This is a genomic window from Rhodococcus yananensis, assembly GCF_020515525.1.
In the GTDB taxonomy this organism is placed as follows: domain Bacteria; phylum Actinomycetota; class Actinomycetes; order Mycobacteriales; family Mycobacteriaceae; genus Rhodococcus; species Rhodococcus yananensis.
Map to the genome: position 1 here is coordinate 1 of NZ_JAIYEP010000004.1, position 15,278 is coordinate 15,278.

Annotated in this window: 14 protein-coding genes and 3 tRNA genes; 9 read left to right on the forward strand and 8 right to left on the reverse strand. The window is 68.2% G+C overall.

What is annotated here, in order from left to right:
- Window positions 1–279 precede the first annotated feature (279 nt).
- Entirely contained in the window at window positions 280–1,023 is a 744-nt protein-coding gene (locus LDQ05_RS01325) for a hypothetical protein (RefSeq protein ID WP_226435097.1), read from the reverse strand.
- Between the two features lie 388 nt (window positions 1,024–1,411).
- On the opposite strand from LDQ05_RS01325, the gene LDQ05_RS01330 reads away from it, so the two are divergent.
- Window positions 1,412–2,113, forward strand: a complete 702-nt coding sequence (locus tag LDQ05_RS01330; protein WP_226435098.1) for a hypothetical protein — start codon at window positions 1,412–1,414, stop codon at window positions 2,111–2,113.
- Entirely contained in the window at window positions 2,106–3,251 is a 1,146-nt protein-coding gene (locus LDQ05_RS01335) for a site-specific integrase (protein WP_226435099.1), read from the forward strand. The genes LDQ05_RS01330 and LDQ05_RS01335 overlap by 8 nt, the downstream gene beginning before the upstream one ends.
- A gap of 133 nt (window positions 3,252–3,384) precedes the next feature.
- Here LDQ05_RS01335 and LDQ05_RS01340 read toward each other — a convergent pair.
- From LDQ05_RS01340 to LDQ05_RS01350, 3 genes are all read right to left on the reverse strand, one after another.
- A tRNA-Arg gene (locus tag LDQ05_RS01340) sits at window positions 3,385–3,457 on the reverse strand.
- A gap of 37 nt (window positions 3,458–3,494) precedes the next feature.
- Window positions 3,495–3,586: transfer RNA gene (locus tag LDQ05_RS01345), tRNA-Ser, on the reverse strand.
- 76 nt (window positions 3,587–3,662) lie between these two features.
- Window positions 3,663–4,373 carry a dienelactone hydrolase family protein gene (locus tag LDQ05_RS01350; RefSeq protein WP_226435100.1) on the reverse strand — a complete coding sequence of 237 codons (711 nt, stop codon included), beginning with the start codon at window positions 4,371–4,373 and terminating at the stop codon, window positions 3,663–3,665.
- Between the two features lie 62 nt (window positions 4,374–4,435).
- Here LDQ05_RS01350 and hisC point away from each other — a divergent pair, with 62 nt between their 5' ends.
- Together hisC and LDQ05_RS01360 are read left to right on the forward strand one after the other, a co-directional pair.
- On the forward strand, window positions 4,436–5,515 hold the full coding sequence (hisC, locus tag LDQ05_RS01355) for a histidinol-phosphate transaminase (protein WP_226435101.1): 1,080 nt from the start codon (window positions 4,436–4,438) through the stop codon (window positions 5,513–5,515).
- Window positions 5,516–5,646: 131 nt separating this feature from the next.
- On the forward strand, window positions 5,647–7,338 hold the full coding sequence (locus LDQ05_RS01360) for a bifunctional metallophosphatase/5'-nucleotidase (protein ID WP_226435102.1): 1,692 nt from the start codon (window positions 5,647–5,649) through the stop codon (window positions 7,336–7,338).
- A gap of 48 nt (window positions 7,339–7,386) precedes the next feature.
- Here the strand turns inward: LDQ05_RS01360 and LDQ05_RS01365 are convergent, their stop codons facing one another.
- A complete protein-coding gene (locus LDQ05_RS01365) occupies window positions 7,387–8,391 on the reverse strand; it encodes an alpha/beta hydrolase (RefSeq protein WP_226435103.1) in 1,005 nt (334 codons plus the stop codon).
- Between the two features lie 286 nt (window positions 8,392–8,677).
- On the opposite strand from LDQ05_RS01365, the gene LDQ05_RS01370 reads away from it, so the two are divergent.
- Window positions 8,678–9,670, forward strand: a complete 993-nt coding sequence (locus LDQ05_RS01370; RefSeq protein WP_226435104.1) for an NYN domain-containing protein — start codon at window positions 8,678–8,680, stop codon at window positions 9,668–9,670.
- 44 nt (window positions 9,671–9,714) lie between these two features.
- Here LDQ05_RS01370 and LDQ05_RS01375 read toward each other — a convergent pair.
- Together LDQ05_RS01375 and LDQ05_RS01380 are read right to left on the reverse strand one after the other, a co-directional pair.
- Window positions 9,715–9,799 (reverse strand) — tRNA-Ser (locus LDQ05_RS01375).
- 27 nt (window positions 9,800–9,826) lie between these two features.
- Window positions 9,827–10,297, reverse strand: a complete 471-nt coding sequence (locus LDQ05_RS01380) for a MarR family winged helix-turn-helix transcriptional regulator (protein ID WP_226435105.1) — start codon at window positions 10,295–10,297, stop codon at window positions 9,827–9,829.
- Window positions 10,298–10,384: 87 nt separating this feature from the next.
- Here LDQ05_RS01380 and LDQ05_RS01385 point away from each other — a divergent pair, with 87 nt between their 5' ends.
- Window positions 10,385–11,371: an NAD(P)H-quinone oxidoreductase gene (locus LDQ05_RS01385; RefSeq protein WP_226435106.1), complete on the forward strand. Its 987-nt coding sequence runs from the start codon at window positions 10,385–10,387 to the stop codon at window positions 11,369–11,371.
- An 87-nt stretch (window positions 11,372–11,458) separates the two neighbouring features.
- On the opposite strand, the gene LDQ05_RS01390 is transcribed toward LDQ05_RS01385, so the two are convergent.
- Complete coding sequence (locus LDQ05_RS01390; RefSeq protein ID WP_226435107.1) at window positions 11,459–12,658, reverse strand: cysteine desulfurase-like protein; 1,200 nt, start codon at window positions 12,656–12,658, stop codon at window positions 11,459–11,461.
- Window positions 12,659–12,821: 163 nt separating this feature from the next.
- Here LDQ05_RS01390 and LDQ05_RS01395 point away from each other — a divergent pair, with 163 nt between their 5' ends.
- The 3 genes from LDQ05_RS01395 (at window position 12,822) to glfT1 (ending at window position 15,223) form a co-directional block, all read left to right on the forward strand.
- Complete coding sequence (locus LDQ05_RS01395; protein WP_226435108.1) at window positions 12,822–13,424, forward strand: bacterial proteasome activator family protein; 603 nt, start codon at window positions 12,822–12,824, stop codon at window positions 13,422–13,424.
- A gap of 70 nt (window positions 13,425–13,494) precedes the next feature.
- Complete coding sequence (wzt, locus tag LDQ05_RS01400) at window positions 13,495–14,340, forward strand: galactan export ABC transporter ATP-binding subunit Wzt/RfbE (protein WP_226435184.1); 846 nt, start codon at window positions 13,495–13,497, stop codon at window positions 14,338–14,340.
- On the forward strand, window positions 14,333–15,223 hold the full coding sequence (gene glfT1, locus LDQ05_RS01405) for a galactofuranosyltransferase GlfT1 (protein WP_226435109.1): 891 nt from the start codon (window positions 14,333–14,335) through the stop codon (window positions 15,221–15,223). The genes wzt and glfT1 overlap by 8 nt, the downstream gene beginning before the upstream one ends.
- The last annotated feature ends 55 nt before the right edge of the window (window positions 15,224–15,278 follow it).

Genomic DNA, 15,278 nt, shown 5'->3' on the forward strand with positions numbered 1-15,278 from the left:
GGCTGCGGTGGCCTGCATGGCGGACGCGAGGAACAGCGTTTCGGGTGTCGGGTCGCTCACGCGCTCACCGCCTTCCGGCACTTCGGGCCGCGGTGGGCAGCACGTGACTTCGGGTCGACCAACCAGGCTCCACAGCGCGTGCAGCGGGTGGCGATGCGAGCGCCGTGGCGGCGTGCCTCGGCGTCGAGGGCTGCGATCGGGTCGGGTTTGCAGGTATCGTGCATGGTGCTCCTCAGAGCTGGTTGGCGGCCCCAGGATTCGATCCTGGGGCCGCGTGCGTTAGTGGGTGGACGTGTCTTCGGTGCCGGTGCGAGATGCCGTGAGGCGAGCGTGGATGTCGCTCAGGATCCCGATCAGCCGCGGGATGTCCTCGAGGTCGATTTCGGGTCCGTCGAGAGACATGGGGTGCGGATCGAACGCGACGACCGTCTTGTCCCCGTATCGGAGCGGCACCACCGTCAGCCCCGCGGCGCGCTCGAGGCCTCGTTCGACGACGACATCCTCGAGGAGGTCGATGGGGTCGGGGGTGACGCCGGACTGTTCGGATTCGATGCTGACGCGGATGCGGTCGACGTCGGCGGCGGCCCAGAGGGGCATAGTCCGCCACTGCTGTGGTTCGCGGCCGACGGCGCGAGCGAGGTCGTGCAGCTGTTCCTCGGTGTACCCGGAGTGCGCGATGAACTCGACTTCGAGGGGTTCGAGGTCACGCAGTCGGCGCATGGCCTCGAAGTAGTCGAAACCCCGCTCGCGACCGCGGAGTGCGCCGGCACCGAATCCAGCTGTGGCGGCCACGTACCACCCGGCGTCGACCGCGCCCTTTGCGACGAGCAGCGGGAAGATGAACCCGACCGCCACGATGGTGGCGATGGTGGCGGCGTTGCGGATGAAGTCAGTACGATTGACCATTGAACTGGTCCCTTCCTGGTAGTCGGTGCCGTTCGTGCCCTCGGAGTCGGTGGCGGCCGACCCGGGGGCGTTCTTCTTGTCGGGGCGCTCGGTGTACTCGTGTTCGACCCGGAGCATGTGGTGCAGCCGGCGGGGGTAATCGCATCGGGCGCATGTCGGCTCATCGCCGAAGTAGCCGGCCATCAGTCGGCGTCCTCAATGCCGAGCACTTCCCGCAGCCCCGCGGTCGGCACCACATAGCGGCACCCCGCCCGCAGCACTCGGACCGGAAACTCGCCGGCGGCTGCGAGCTGATACGCAGTGGAGGCCCCCAGCCCGAGGGCGCGCGCTGCGGTCCGAAGGTCTGTCGCAACCCCCAGTGTGTCGAGTTCATTTCGGGTCATCCTGCGCCCACTTGACTGTGTTGCAGTCATTTCTGCCTCCAATCGACTTTGTGACAATCAATGTCTAGCAGCCGCCGATGTGATCGTCAAGAATCACCGGAATTGGGCCTACGATGACTGCCATGGAGTCAACCGAGACTTGGCAGCAGGCCATTACCGCCCAGATTGGCCGCGGCATCGACAGGGCACGCGGGAAGCGCTCAGACCAGTGGATCGCCGACCGCGTGACGAGCCTGGGATATCCGATGTCACGGACGGCCGTATCGGAGTTTCGCCGAGGGGTCCGTAAGACAATCTCCGTCGCCGACCTGCTCGCGATTGCCGCCGCGCTCGAAGTGCCGCCTGTCGCGCTGCTATTCCCCGGACTACCGGACGGCGAGGTTGCCGTCCTGCCGCGCTCCAGCGGCCGGGCGCTCGACGCGCTGCGCTGGTTCTCGGGCGAAGTGAGTCGGCCTCCGTACGGGTGGGACATGCTGGTTGACGCCGAGGACTTCGAGGATCTCGGCTGCGTCCTGAAAGCTGAGTACAAGACCGAGCCGATGCCGGCGGAAGGGTCCGACGGGGCGCTGTTTCGCCTCGTGCAGCTGACGCGGGAGTTGGCCGGGAACTACCAGCGGTCATCCGAGCGGCTGCAAGAACTCCTCGAAAAGCTGACGAGTGGCCAGCCCGCCGACTCTGCACCTGGCCTCTGGGATCAGCTCTCCGGCGTGGCCGAGGGTATCGAGAAGCAGCGCCGGCACCTCGAGGAGGGCATCCGAGCCCTTGGCGGTGTCATCGAAGACGATGGCCCGATCCTTCATGGGGGCAGCGCAACCGATGCCTAGGCAGCCGCTCCCCCTCGGCACGTGGGGCCGGATCACTCGGACCGAAGTCGAACCCGGCCGATGGCGCGCCCGCGCAAAGTACCGCGACCTCGACGGCGTAACGCGGAGATTCGAGCGGTTCGGCCCGTCCGGAGCGAAAGCGGAGGCGGCACTGACGACGTACCTACGCGACCGGCGCCGGCAATCCGGCGGAGACACGCTCACCGCCGACTCGAAGGTTTCCGACCTCCTCGACGACTGGCTGAAGAACGCAGACGACGGCAGCCGTCGACCCCAAACCCTCGGCGACTACCGCTCGGCTATCGACGGGCACATCAAGCCTGGCATCGGGCAGGTTCGCATCAGGGAGGCCACGGTAGGCACGATCGACAGGTTCCTACGCGGAATCAAGGGTGAGGGCATCCGGAAGCGCACCAGGACGGTGTTGATGCTCGCGTTCGCCTACGCGGCCCGCCTAGATCTCGTCGAGTCGAACCCTGTGCGGGACACGGCGGCGGTGCGAAAGCAGTCGGGAGGCATCGAGGTGCCGGCCATCGAGGAGGCTCACCGGTACCGAGCCGCGGTCGCTCGATGGTGCGGCGGTAACACGCTGGGCCGGCCACGGGGGCAGGGGCTCCTCGAGGTCGTCGACGTCGTTCTCGGTACCGGACTGCGTCCGGGTGAGGTGCTGGCGCTGCGGGTGCAGGACGTCGACGTTGAGGCCGCGACGCTGACGGTGGCCGGCACCGTCGTCGGGAGCGTCCGCCAGCCCACCCCGAAGACGAGGAAGGGGCACCGGACAGTGCAGCTGCCCGCGTTCGTCGTCGAGGCACTGCGGCGACGCCTCGACGATCCCGTCGTCGAACTGACCGGGCTGATCTTCCCCTCGTCGTCGGGCACGGTGCGCAGCCGGGCGAATCTCGACAGGCAGCTACGGGAAGCGCGGCCCGACGACCTCGATCACGTCACGCTGCGCTCGCTGCGGCGACTCGCGGCCACGACCGTCGATCGCGCCCTCGGCGTCGAGGCGGCATCTCGGCAGCTCGGGCACTCGGGTACCGCCGTGACGGAGCGTCATTACGTCGACAGGCCGGACGTCGGCCCGGAGGTTGCGGACGTGCTCGGGAAGCTGGCACCACCGACGACGAGGAGGGCGTGAAGCAGGGAGCAGGGGCGCCCATGTCTGTAAGCGTGCTCCCTGCGCTCGACGAATAGGGGTGGTTTCGGGGTGAGCATAAGAAAAACCCCAGGCGATTCCTCCGTCAAAACGGCCTCTCTCCTGGGGTTTCTTGTGCGCCCGAAGGGATTCGAACCCCTAACCTTCTGATCCGTAGTCAGATGCTCTATCCGTTGAGCTACGGGCGCATGTTATTCAGTTGTCGTCGGTGACGCTACACCAACGTGGCGGAGGCGAGAGGATTTGAACCTCCGGTCCCCGGTAAGGGGGACAACTCATTAGCAGTGAGTCCCATTCGGCCGCTCTGGCACGCCTCCTTGCGGGGATTCGATTCTCTCGAACCGCCGGATCGAAACATTACACAAGCCCCCCTCGAAAACGCAAAACAGCTGGTCAACGCATGTGACTGTCGAACCAGTCGAAGATCCGGCGCCGCGCGTCGACGATCGCGGCCTCCCGCGGATCGGTGTCGGGGTCGGCGGTGGCGTGTTCGACGGGCGGCTCGTCGGGTCGATGCTCCAACCCCTCGTAGGTCACCACCAGAGTCGGGGCGTCCGCCCGTCCCGCCGCCTCACGCAGTCGCTCGACGTCACTGCCCGGCGTGTGCGGATCGTCGACACCGTACAAACCGAGCCACGGCGCGCGCAGCGCCTGCACCAGTTCGACGAGCGGCAGAACATTCGGGCGTAGCCGCTCGGTGATGCCCGACGCCGCGACACTCACCACGGCGCCGAGTGGGCGTTCGGCGGCCACCGCCATCGCCGCGACCCCCGCCTCGTCGAAACCGATGATTCCGATGGTGTCGGCACGGATACCGGCACGGGCGATCCACGTGAACGTCGCGTCGGCGTTGACGAGCGCCGCGTCGCCGAACAGCGCCGACTCGTCGCCGTCCGGGCCGCGATGATGCAGATCCGGCGCCACCACCAGCCACCGCTCCTCCGCCAGCGCCCGCATGAACTCGAGCAGCGTGGGTGAGAACGCGTGGGCACGATGCAGCAGCACGATGCACCCGCGCGGCGCCGATTCGGGCCTGACCACCGTCAACGGCAGTTCTCCGGAAGCATCCTCCAGGCGCGCGGAGTCCTTGCTGATATCGGGCATGTTGTCCACGATGACACGACCGTCGTGGTCCCGCAGGTGAACCGCGGGGGCATAATCGCCTGGTGACCCCACGCATCCGTCCCGGCCTCGACACGATTCCCGCCTACGTCCCCGGACGCAGTTTTCCGGGTGCGGTCAAGCTCGCGAGCAACGAGACGACCGCCGGACCCCTGCCGAGCGTGCGCGCGGCGATCCTCGATGCGGTGGACAACGCGAACCGGTATCCCGACAACAGTGCCGCCGATCTGATCGCTGCACTGTCGAAGCGACTGTCGGTGCCGGCGGACCGCATCGCCGTGGGCTGCGGCTCGGTGAACCTCTGCCAAGAACTGGTGCAGATCACCTGCGACGACGGCGACGAGGTGGTGTTCTCGTGGCGATCGTTCGAGGCATACCCGGTGATCTCGGCGGTGGCCGGGGCGAAAGCCGTCGCCGTGCCGAACGGGCCCGACCACGGTCACGACCTCGACGCGATGCTCGCGGCGATCACCGACCGCACCCGGCTGATCTTCGTATGCAATCCGAACAACCCCACCGGCACGCTGATCGGGAAGCCCGACCTGGAGAAATTCCTCGACGCGGTGCCCGACGACGTCGTCGTCGCCCTGGACGAGGCGTACTTCGAGTACGTGCGCCCGGCCCCCGGCGAAGACCTGCCCGACGGACTCGAACTCGCCGCGGGGCGCCGCAACGTGGTGGTGTTGCGCACCTTCTCCAAGGCGTACGGGCTCGCCGGGATCCGGGTCGGGTACGCCGTCGCCGATCCGGCGATCGTGATCGCACTGGGTAAGGTCCACACTCCGTTCTCTGTGAGCGCTCCTGCGCAGCGGGCCGCGATCGCGTCCCTCGAGGCTGCCGCGGAACTACTCGACCGCACCGACGGGGTCGTCGCCGAACGCGAACGTGTGCGCGCGGCCCTCGTCGCCGCCGGCTACGACGTTCCCGCCAGCTACGCGAACTTCGTGTGGCTCCCCCTCGGTGCTGCGGCTGCGGCGTACACGGATGCTGCCGCCGAGGCCGGTGTCGTGCTGCGGGGTTTCGCCGGGGACGGAGTCCGGGTCAGTATCGGTGACGTCCACGAGAACGACCTGTTCCTGTCGTTCGCCACGGGAGCCGGACGCGCCTGCGCGGGACTCGACTGACCGGCGAGACCCAACCGTGACCCGTGGGTATCGATAGCGTGACCGGCCGCTGGCAGACTCGACCGGTCGAGTCGGCCGTCGAGCGCGCCGGATCGTCGAACTCCGCGAGCGACGAGGGAGAAGGAAACACGATGCTGCCAGGCAGGGCACTCCGACGTGTCCTGACCACGGCACTCGTCGTCGCGGGGCTGTCCGCGACCACCGCTGTGCATCCGGCGGGGGCAGCGCCCGAGAACACCGTTCCGTTGCGGATGATCGCGTTCGGTGACCTGCACGGCAGTCTGCTACCGCCGGAGGGCCCGCGCAGCGAGGTCGTCCGGTCGGACGGAGCCTCCGTACCCGCCGGCGGCGCCGCCTACCTCGCCGCGTACATCCGGCAGCTGCGCGGCCAGGCCGACCACTCGGTGCTGTACTCGACCGGCGACACGTGGGGGTCGTCCCCGCTCGAGTCCGCGATGTTCCACGACGAACCGACCGTCGAACTGCTCAACGATCTCGACCTCACCGCCGCGGGCCTCGGCAACCACGAATTCGACAACGGTGCCGCCGAACTGCGGCGGCTGCGCGACGGTGGCTGCCACCCGGAGGAAGGCTGCCGGTACGGGGAGGCGTTCGACGGCGCCGACTTCCCGCTGCTCGCGTCGAACATCACCACGGACACGGGCGAGCCCGCCGCGCTGCCGTACTCGGTCACCTACATCGACGGCATCCCCGTCGCCGCGATCGGAGTCATGCCGAGCAACACCCCCGACTACGTGCGCGCCGACTCCATCGAGGGTCTGCATTTCGGCGACGAGGTGGACGCCGTGAACCGCACTGCCGACGCACTCGACGCACTCGGGGTGCGGGCGATGATCGTGCTGTACAAGGGTGACCTCGCCGAGACCACCACCGATCCCTGCGATCCCGTCGACGGACGCGCCAGGGCCGTCGCCACCTCGGTGTCCCCGCTCGTCGACCTGATCGTCACCGCCGACGGCGAAGGCCACTTCAACTGCAGTTTCCCGGACCCGCTCGGCACCCAGCGCACCGTGGTGCAGGGCGCCTCGCACGGGCGGATCCTGTCGGTCGCCGATCTCGTCATCGACCGCGCGGATCGCGATGTGCTGCGCGACCGCACCGTCGCGTTCAACCAGGTGGTCACCCACGACATCACACCCGACCCCGGCGTCTCCGCGTTCGTCGAACGTGCTGTGGACCGCTCCGCCGAGACCGCGCGACGCGAAGTGGGGCACGTCGCGGCCCCACTCACCCGGGACACCACGTCCAGCGGCGAGTCGACACTCGGCAACCTCGTCGCCGATGCACAACTCGCCGCCGGTGAACCCCACGGCGCCCAGCTGGCATTGATGAACATCGACGGGGTGCGGGCCGACCTGACGGCCGACGGCGACGCCGTCAGCTTCGGTGAGGCGTTCGCCGTCCACCCGTTCGGAAACCGCCTCGAGATCGTCGACATGACGGGCGCACAGATCCACGCCGTCCTCGAACAACAGTTCCGGAGCGATTCGGTGGGCAGCAGCGTCGAACGGATCCTCGCGCCGTCGCACACCCTGCACTACACCCTCGACCGACTGGCACCCCGCGGAGAACGAATCCGCGACATCACGGTCGCGGGCGAACCGCTCGACCCCGACGCGGTGTACTCCGTCGTCGTCAATTCGTTCCTGAGCGGCGGCGGCGACGGATTCACGGTGTTCGCCGAGACGCGGAGTCGGGCGGGGCTCGGCTACGACCTCGACGCCCTCACCACCTACCTCGGGCGAGGAACATCGGAACGGCCTGTGTCCGTTCCGGCGACCGACCGCATCCGCGTCCACTGACCTCGACTCCACCGACGTCGTTCCCACCGGCGACCGCCGGCGACACGATCAGAGCCCGAGCGACCTCGCCAGAGTGGGCCATGCGGTCTTGATGTCGTCCTGCCAGTACGGCCACGTGTGGGTTCCCCACGGCCGGTACACGACGGTCGCGGGGATGTTCAACTCCCGCAGCCTGCGGTCGAAGGTGAGCGTGCACGTGAACGCGCCCATCTCCAGTGCCATACCCGCGGACAACTGATCCTGCCCGGAAGCGAAATCGTGCGGACCGAGCAGCCCGTTTCCGGTGCTGACGAACACGTCCTTGCCGCGCAGGCGCTCGGCGAGCCGCAACGGATCATGCGCGGCCCAATCGGGGTCCTCCGGCGGACCCCACATGTTGTCGGGGTTGCCACCCTTGTAGACCACCGTCCCGCGGACCGAGTTGCGGGTGGAGGCCTGCGAGGTGTCGAGGCAGCCGCTCAACGCCGCGACGCCCTCGTAGAGTTCGGGATTCCGGGTGATGAGCAGCATTGCACCGGTCGCCCCCATCGACAGGCCCGCGACCGCGTTGGTTCCGTTCCCGTGGAACCGGCCGTCGATGATCGGCGGCAACTCCTCGGTCAGGAAGGTCTCCCACCGGTTGACACCCAGCACGGGGTCGGGTCGTTGCCAATCCGTGTAGTAGCTGCCGGTACCACCGACGGGCAACACGACGTTGACGTTCTTGTCGGAAACGAAGTCGACGATGTCGGTTTCTGCGGTCCACGCGCTCTCGCGGTACTCGGATTCCGACCCGGCCTCGACACCGTCGAGCAGATACAGCGTCGGCCTCGGCCCCTCGGACGCCGGATGCAGGACCTGCACCTGCACGACCCGGCGCATCGCCGGGGAATGCACGAACAGTGCGGTGCGCGTGTCGGTGAGGTGCTCGACCCGTTCGACGACTGCGGAGGCCGGCGCCGGCGCGATGTTCACCAACGGATCCGTCACAACCGGATCGGCGTACGCGACCGCGGTGCCGCCCGCCGTGACCAGCAACGCGGCAGCGCAGATCCTGATTGTCTTCCCGAGCATCGTGCGGCTCTCCGTCCCCGACTCCATGGAGCCTCGATACCACTACCGGGCCCCGCGACGGTCAAGCCGTCTGGGAACGACCCTAACCATCGACCGCAAATCCCGTGGACGGACGGCACACTCCGGACATGTCGGGCACGCGGGGCACTCGGCCGGCAGCGCTCCGACCCGGCAGACGAAGCCCGCGTCCTGGATGAATACCTCTCGGCGAACACCTGCGAGGCACGTACTCGTGACGGATACAGCGTCCGCCGCACCTGTCGTTCGCGCATGTCATAGTGTGCGCATGCGCTCGACCTGCTCGCTCTACATCGACGCCGGATACCTGCTGGCGTCCGCAGCTACCCGCGTGACCGGCACCTCGCTGCGCAGCGGCATCCACGTCGACTACGCCGCACTGGTCAACTCGTTGGTGGACACCGCCGAGACCCGATCGGAACTGCCGGTACTCCGCGTGTACTGGTACGACTCGGCCCGCCACGGCATCCCCGACGCGCAGCAGGAACGCATCGGTGAGCTGTCCAAGGTCAAGCTCCGCCTCGGCCGATTCGGCGTCAACGGCGAGCAGAAGGGCGTGGACCTGCGCATCGGCCTGGACCTGGTCGCGCACGCCCGCAACGGCGCCTCCGACGTGTTCTTCCTCGTCTCCGGCGACGACGACCTGACCGAAGCCGTGGAAGAGGCCCAGGTCCACGGGGTGCAAGTCGTCCTGCTCGCCGTCCCCACCGCCGCCGGCACGTCGCACGGAGTGAGCCGACACCTGATCCGCGCCGCCGACGAGCTCGACACCATCGACGGCGCAGTCGTCGATACCGCGGTGCTGAAGGTGGACCGGAAACCGGCGACCACACCGATCGTCGAACGGCCTGCACCGGCGCCGACACCTGCCGCCGTCCCGGCGACGCGGTCGACCGGCCGCACCCCACTGGATGTCGCGGCACGGACACACACGCCGGCGGCCCCGCGCCGGACCAGCGTGCTCGCCTACAGCAGCACCACCGGTTCTCCGGCCCAGGTTCTTCCGGGATACGACCACACCGAGGAGGACCCGGACGAACGCCTGATCGACGAGGTGGTCCTGCGGGTACTGACCTCGTTCCGCGAGAGCGCCGGCCCCGACGAGAAACTCGAACTCACCCGGGCCCGACCCTCGATCCCCCGGGAGATCGACCGTGCCCTGCTGCTCGACGCCTCGGTCGCGATGCAGAAGTACGACCTGGACGAGAACAGTCGGTACCGGTTGCGGGCGCGCTTCTGGGAGAAGTACGACGAGGACTGAGCACGAAGAACCCCTCACCTGCGTGAACAGGTGAGGGGCCGCGGCGGAAGTGGAGGGATTTGAACCCCCGTTGGTGTTACCCAAGCTCGCTTTCAAGGCGAGTGCATTCGGCCGCTCTGCCACACTTCCGCCGCAAATCCTAGCGGTAGCGGACGGTCAACGGTCGGCGAGGGCCGCCCCGACACGCGCGAAGACCTTGCCGAGCACGTCGAGTTCGTCGGCGTCGAGCAGATCGATCAGGTTGCGTCGCACGTCGTCGACATGGGTGGGAGCGGCCTCCGCCAGGCGACCGCGCCCCTTCTCCGTGATCGTCGCGAGCACACCGCGACCGTCGACGGGACACGAACTGCGCACCACCAGACCGTCGTCCTCCATCCGCCTGATCTGATGCGTCAGTCGGCTGCGGGAGGACAGCACGCCGTCGGCGAGATCGCTCATACGCAGCGAACCGTCCTGCGCCTCGTTCAGCATGACGAGGATCCGGTATTCGGCGAGCGACAGCCCGTGCTTGTCCTGCAGACTGCGGTTGAGGATGCTCATCAGCCGACCGTTGCCGTCCATGTACTGACGCCACGCGTACTGCTCGGTCGCGGTCAGCCAGATCGGTTCCTCACGTTCGCTGGTCACGGAGGAAGTCTAGTCGCGTGCGACACCGAAATGTTACCTATCGGTCACCCCGCCACGGCGCCGCTCCGGCGCGATAGCGTCGAACACATGCACGCAATCGTCGTCTCCGAACCGGGCGGACCGGAAGTTCTCCAGTGGATCGAACAACCCGACCCTGCCCCCGGACCCGGACAGGTTCTGCTCGACGTCGCCGCGACCGCCGTCAACCGCGCCGATCTGCTGCAGCGACGCGGCCTGTACCCACCACCTCCCGGTGCCAGCGAGATCCTCGGCCTGGAATGTTCGGGTGTCATCGCCGAACTCGGCGAAGGTGTCTCCGGCTGGAACGTCGGCGACCGGGTGTGCGCGCTGCTCGTCGGCGGCGGATACGCCGAACAGGTCGTCGTCGCGGCCACCCAGTTGCTGCCCGTTCCCGACGGCATGGACATCGCCGTCGCAGCATCGCTACCGGAGATCGCCTGCACCGTGTGGTCGAACGTGGTGATGGTCGCCGGACTGTCGCGCGGCGACGTGCTTCTCGTGCACGGCGGCGGCGGCGGGATCGGAACCCACGCGATCCAGGTCGGCAAGGCGCTCGGCGCGACCGTCGCGGTCACCGCGTCCGCGGGCAAACTCGACCGGTGTCGCGAGCTCGGCGCCGACCTCACCGTCGACTACCGAAGCCAGGACTTCGTCACGGAGGTGAAGAAGGCGTACGGCGGCGCGAACGTCGTTCTCGACAACATGGGCGCCGCGTACCTGTCCCGGAACATCGACGTGCTCGCCCCCGACGGAACGCTCGTGGTGATCGGGATGCAGGGCGGCACGAAGGGCGAACTGAACATCGGCAAGCTGCTGGCCAAACGCGGCAAGGTCACCGCGACCGGGTTGCGTGGACGCCCGGACACCGGAAAGTCGGGCAAGGCCGCGATCGTCACGGCGGTCCGCGAGCACCTGTGGCCGCTGATCGAGGAGGCGAAGGTGCAGCCGATCGTGCACGCCGAACTGCCCATCACCGAGGCCGCGAAGGCCCACGAGATGCTCGATTCCCCCGACACCGTCGGGAAGGTCGTGTTGCGGATCGACCGCGTCTGAAGTCGCGTCGAGCGAATGTATCGCTCGCTCGAACGAGTAGAGCGAGCGATACATTCGCTCAGGGGTGGGGCGAGCCGATCCGATCTCTCACAGATTGCGGAGTTCGCGCGCCAGCTGGTCGATCTCGAACGCGGTGGTGTAGGGGGCGAGACCGACGGTGACGGCACCGCCCTCGTCGCCGACGCCGAGCGAATCGAGCAGCCGACTGGCTCCGCGCATGCTCGCGACCGTCGCGACACGACGATCGGCGAGATGACCGGCGACCTTGTCCGCGGGCACCCCGTCGATCGTGAAGCTGAGCGCCGGGACCCGGCTCGATGCGCGACCGAGCACGATCACGCCGGACAGGCTGTCGAGCTGACGAACGAGCCGATCGAACAATCGATCCTGGTAGTCCTGCATCGAGCTGATCGACGCCTCCAGCCGTTCCCGACGCGTCCCGGTGGAGGCGTCGTCGAGGGAGGCCAGGAAGTCGATGGACGTGGTGACTCCGGCCAGCAGCGCGTACTGGTGGCCCCCCACCTCGAGCCGCTCCGGTCCGCGCGCGCCCGGATCCAACGACATCGACGGCACCCGGTCGAGGTGCGACGGGTCGGCGAACACCAGTGCACCGATCCGCGGGCCACCCCACGCGGCGGCTTCGACGGTGAGGACGTCGGCGCCGAGATCGTCGATGTCGATGTGCGCGTACGGTGCGGCGCCGGTCGCGTCGACCACCATGAGACCGCCGACGTCGTGGATGAGGTCGGCCACGATCCGCACATCGGGTGCGGATCCCACGATCGACGACGCCGCCGACAACGCGACCAGACGTGTCGTCGGGGTGATCAGTTCTTCGTACTGCCAGGTGGGGAGGTCACACGTCTCGATGTCGACCTCGGCCCACCGCACCTGCGCGCCGTACCGGCTCGCGACACGCAGCCACGGAGCGATGTTCGCTTCGTCGTCGAGGCGCGACAGCACCATCCCGGTGCCGAGGCCGAGCCGGGGGCTGAGCGCTTCGGCCAGCCACGACAACAACACGGCTCGGCTGGATCCGAGAACCACACCGGCCGGGTCGGCACCGACCAGGTCCCCCACGGCGGCGCGGGCCTCGTCGAGGATCAGCGCGCTCCGACGGTTCGATGCGTGTCTGCCCACCGCCGAGGCACCGGCGTTGCGGAACGCTGTCGACACGGATCGGGACACCGCGTCGGCCGTCTGCATCCCGGCCTGGGGATCGAGGTGGATCCAACCGTCGCCGAGGGAGGGGATCAACCCCCTGATCCGGGCAACGTCGTAGGCCATGGCAGACACTCTAGGACTTTCTGTCAACCGGCGGTCGGCCGCTCCCCCGAGGCACGACGGCCCGCGTGAGTACCCTCGTACGCAGGTCCGGCGCTCCGGACGAATCCACACGCCGAACGTGCCGCCGGCAGCGCGTAGCGCCGGGAAAGGTGAGTATGGGGGCATGACACATCCCGACAACGACGCCGTTCTCGTCATCGGACCCGACGGTCGACCCATCCGTGTTCCCCGTACCTCCGACGTTCCCGGCACTTCCGACGAGGCCACCCCGGACACGAACGAGGAGAACACCGCGAACGCCGACGATTCGACGCCCGGCGAGACCCTGGCCGACATGGTCGAGCAGCCCGCGAAGGTCATGCGGATCGGCACGATGATCAAGCAGCTCCTCGAGGAGGTGAAGGCCGCTCCCCTCGACGATGCGAGCCGCACCCGGCTCAAGGAGATCCATCGCTCCTCCGTCGTCGAACTCGAGCAGGGGCTCGCCCCCGAGCTGCGCGAGGAACTCGAACGCCTGGCGTTGCCGTTCAGTGAGGACGCCGTGCCGTCCGACGCCGAACTGCGCATCGCCCAGGCGCAGCTCGTGGGCTGGCTCGAAGGTCTGTTCCACGGCATCCAGACGGCGCTGTTCGCCCAGCAGATGGCGGCCCGGGCACAACTCGAGCAGATGCGTCAGGGGGCCCTTCCCCCCGGTCTGGCCGTGCAGATGCAGCAGCCTGGCGACCAGCACGGCCACGGCAACCCGGGCACCGGCCAGTACCTCTAGCGGTCGCCGCCTCGACGCGTGGTATCGCCCGACCGGTAGGCTCGGAACCCGTGTCAGCGTCTGGAGCAGCATCGTGAGCCGTGTCAGCATCGAAACCCGCGACGCGTGCGTCGACTTCCCGATCTTCGACGCCAAGACCCGTTCGTTGAAGAAGGCGTTCCTGGGCAAGGCCGGCGGTGCGATCGGGCGGAACGGATCCGACGTGGTCGTCGTCGAAGCCCTGCGCGACATCACCATGTCGTTGAAGGAAGGCGACCGCGTCGGCCTGGTCGGGCACAACGGTGCAGGCAAGTCGACGCTGCTGCGTCTGCTGTCGGGCATCTACGAACCGACACGCGGCGCCGCGCGGGTGCGGGGTCGGGTCGCACCGGTCTTCGATCTGGGTGTGGGCATGGATCCGGAGATCTCCGGATACGAGAACATCCTCATCCGCGGCATGTTCCTCGGCATGTCCCGCAAGCAGATGCTGAAGAAGGTCGACGAGATCGCCGAGTTCACCGAGCTCGGCGACTATCTGTCGATGCCGCTGCGCACGTATTCGACGGGCATGCGGGTACGGGTGGCGCTGGGTGTGGTCACGAGCATCGACCCGGAGATCCTGCTGCTCGACGAGGGCATCGGGGCGGTCGACGCCGAGTTCATGAAGAAGGCCCGGACGCGTCTGCAGGATCTCGTGACGCGCTCCGGCATCCTCGTGTTCGCGAGTCATTCCAACGAGTTCCTCGCGCAGCTGTGCGATCAGGCCATGTGGATCGACCACGGGCAGATCCGTGAGCAGGGGGGAATCGAGGACGTGGTGCGGGCCTACGAGGGCGACGAGGCCGGCGACCACGTGCGGACCGTGTTGAACGAACTCGCCCGTGAGCGCACGACCGCGCGGGGTGACGCGACGGCGGGCGGTAAGAAGAGTGCCTGACGAACGCATCGTCGGCGTCGTCGTCACGCACCGCCGCCGCGACCTGCTGGCCGAATCCCTGAAGGTCCTGGCGACGCAGACGCGGCCGCTCGATCACCTGGTGGTCGTCGACAACGCGAACGAGGTCGAGGTCCGGGCGCTGGTGGACGGCGCGGACGTGCCCACCACCTACCTGGGGTCGGAGCACAATCTCGGTGGTGCGGGAGGCTTCGCGCTCGGCATGCTGTACGCGCTGTCGCTGGGAGCGGACCGGGTGTGGCTGGCCGACGACGACGGTCGTCCCGAGGGCCCCGAGGTTCTCGCGACGCTGCTCGACTGTGCACGCCGGAACGGTCTGGCGGAGGTGTCGCCGGTGGTGTGCGACATCGCGCAACCCGACCGGTTGGCCTTCCCGCTGCGCCGCGGCGTGGTGTGGCGCCGGTGGCGGCACGAACTCGGCGACGACGATCTGCTGCCCGGCATCGCATCCCTGTTCAACGGTGCCCTGTTCACGGCGGAGGCGATCGACGCCGTGGGGGTCCCCGATCTGCGCCTGTTCGTGCGAGGTGACGAGGTGGAGATCCATCGTCGTCTGGTGCGGTCGGGGTTGCCGTTCGGCACGTGCCTGCAGGCGGCGTATCTGCATCCGGACGGCGCCGACGAGTTCAAGCCGATCCTCGGTGGGCGGATGCACACGCAGTACCCGGACAACGAGACGAAGCGGTTCTTCACGTACCGCAATCGCGGGTATCTGCTGTCGCAGCCGGGGATGCGCAGGTTGCTGCCGCAGGAATGGCTCCGGTTCGGCTGGTATTTCCTGGTCACGCGGCGCGATCCGGCCGCGCTGCGCGAGTGGGTGCGCCTGCGACGGCTGGGACGTGAGGAGAGATTCGAGCGCCCCTGAGCGCTCCCCCGCACAGACTCCTGGTGTTCCGGGCCTCCTCGTGTTCCGGGCGCGG